Source organism: Gilliamella sp. wkB171, from assembly GCF_001693755.1.
In the GTDB taxonomy this organism is placed as follows: domain Bacteria; phylum Pseudomonadota; class Gammaproteobacteria; order Enterobacterales; family Orbaceae; genus Gilliamella; species Gilliamella apicola_F.
The window spans coordinates 1-2,126 of sequence record NZ_LYST01000012.1 but is presented as its reverse complement, the minus strand read 5'-3'; the positions used below and the strand labels follow the sequence as shown (position 1 = coordinate 2,126).

Annotated in this window: 3 protein-coding genes; 2 read left to right on the top strand and 1 reads right to left on the bottom strand. The window is 25.4% G+C overall.

The features are described 5' to 3' along the window. Window positions 1–400: sulfatase-like hydrolase/transferase (locus A9G03_RS01190; RefSeq protein ID WP_179854731.1), on the top strand; the 400-nt coding region annotated here is incomplete at its 5' end. 72 nt (window positions 401–472) lie between these two features. Here A9G03_RS01190 and A9G03_RS01185 read toward each other — a convergent pair. Next, a complete protein-coding gene (locus tag A9G03_RS01185) occupies window positions 473–1,441 on the bottom strand; it encodes a glycosyltransferase family 8 protein (RefSeq protein ID WP_082209373.1) in 969 nt (322 codons plus the stop codon). Window positions 1,442–1,635: 194 nt separating this feature from the next. Between A9G03_RS01185 and A9G03_RS01180 the strand changes: the two genes are divergently transcribed. After that, window positions 1,636–2,126: glycosyltransferase family 8 protein (locus A9G03_RS01180; protein ID WP_082209372.1), on the top strand; the 491-nt coding region annotated here is incomplete at its 3' end.

The window sequence follows — 2,126 nt, the reverse complement described above, 5'->3', positions numbered from 1 at the left end:
TGATTATGATCGAACAATTCACCATACAGATCGAGTCATAAAAGAAATTTATACAATTTTAAAAGAAAAATTAGATGATTTTATTTTAATTTATACACCCGATCATGGTGAAATAGTCAACTTGGGTCATGGGTTATTGAGAAAATCCAAAGAATTCAGTAACCAATTTGAAATCCCACTAATGATATATTCATCTTATGATAATTATCCTTGTCAGGAAACTGAAAGTTACCGAAATGAAAACAAAATGATAAATACATCTAATCTTGTTTATTTATTAAGTAATTTACTTGGTTATTCTGTAAATATTGATCCATCCTTTATTAACAAAGATCTAATATTATCAGTAGATGGAAAAGCTTATGAGTATAACGACATTATAAAACAATACCAACCCTAGTATTGTTTTATAATGTCGTTATTAGATAGTAAAATTAGTAATTGGTTTTCAACTTTCTCTAAGTCAATTAGATTAAAAAATTTTTTTAGTCAAATAAAGATAGTAAAATTTCAAAGCCGTCACTATGTTACCCTTTTTAAAATTATATTTAGCAAAATGGCGTAGCCATGATCTTTTTAATGCCAAAGGGCGTTTTGTATCACGCCAAGGAGATAAACTAAAATACTTTTTGAATAAATCAGAATCAAATGTTTGGTACCAAGGTTTATACCCTGTAACATAATGTAATAATACTGTATAAGGTGGAATAGATTTTTCTTCACGGCAAGAAATTGTTATTTGAACTTTGGTATTGAATTTAATAGGTAATAACAACGTTTTACCTTCTAATAATATATTCAAAACATCCTGATCAGCAAAACGATAGATGTTTCCGTCATTTATTGTTTGCATGCATTTAGCAGAAATATCGTTCTTAACCCATTCTTTTGTGTTAATGAGTAAAACTCCAGCATTAAAATATTTTTCTGAATTAATAGGGTATAAATCTTTGATAACATTTCTCATTACGTCATCATCGGGAATTACTCCAGCAATATAACTCGTAATTTCTGTATTATATAAAGTATTTATAGGCTTTAGACATAAAATATCGCTATCAATATATAAGAATTTATCCGTTTCCTTTTCTAATATATCAGGAATAATAAATCGAACACATGACATAAAAGATAAATATCCCAAAACTAATGTTTCTGAATTAACCTGAAAGTTATTATTTAAGTAATATATCTTAATAGTACATTTGTCACTTACTAACTCATTAAATTTTTGTAGTTGCATTGAAGAAATAGTATCCACAAAAAGATGGAAACAAAAATTTAAGTTATTATTATTTTGAATGATTGAAGTTATTGTAATTCCTGCTGGCATTGCATAATTATCATCAAAAGCCAATGCAATGTGCATTAAATTATTATCATTGATACTTTTTTGAGAAAACTCTTCAACTTTACTTATATATTTATTGGAATTAAACATTTATGCTTTCACTTTAAAAAATTTTTTTTATTCTAATTAAATACTTTAAATGTGTAAATTTATTTAACCTTTTAAGTGCTTTAAAAACATCCAAAATTTCATCTATATAAAATTTTCACCTATATTTTGTTAAAAATCGAATATATAATTAACGAAATATATTGTAAGAATAACTAAAATTAGAACGAATTTAAATGTATAACGTAAATAACTTTATTGATCAAATTGAACCTATAAGTACGAATCATAATCCACTGTTTCCTACTCTTAACATTGCCTTAGGTTTTGACAATAATTATGCACTACCAGCGGGAGTTGCAATATTATCTGTAATTAAAAATACTCCAAATTATAATCTTAATTTTCACCTTTTTATTGATAATGTTTCTGATGCAAATATATTAAAATTTAAAGAGTTAATATTTGATAATGTATCAATTACACTTTATTACTTAAATAATAATTTTATTATCAATCCCAAAACATTAGTTTTGCATATTCCAACGGTATCAACTTGTATTCGCTTTATTATGCCGAAATTACTTACGTCAACAACAGATAAATTAATTTATCTTGATAGTGATATTATTTGTTTACAATCATTAGCTAAACTAGCTGAATTCAATATTGACAATTATATTGCAGGCGTAATTAGTGATACTAAAGATATGCAGCAAACTATTAG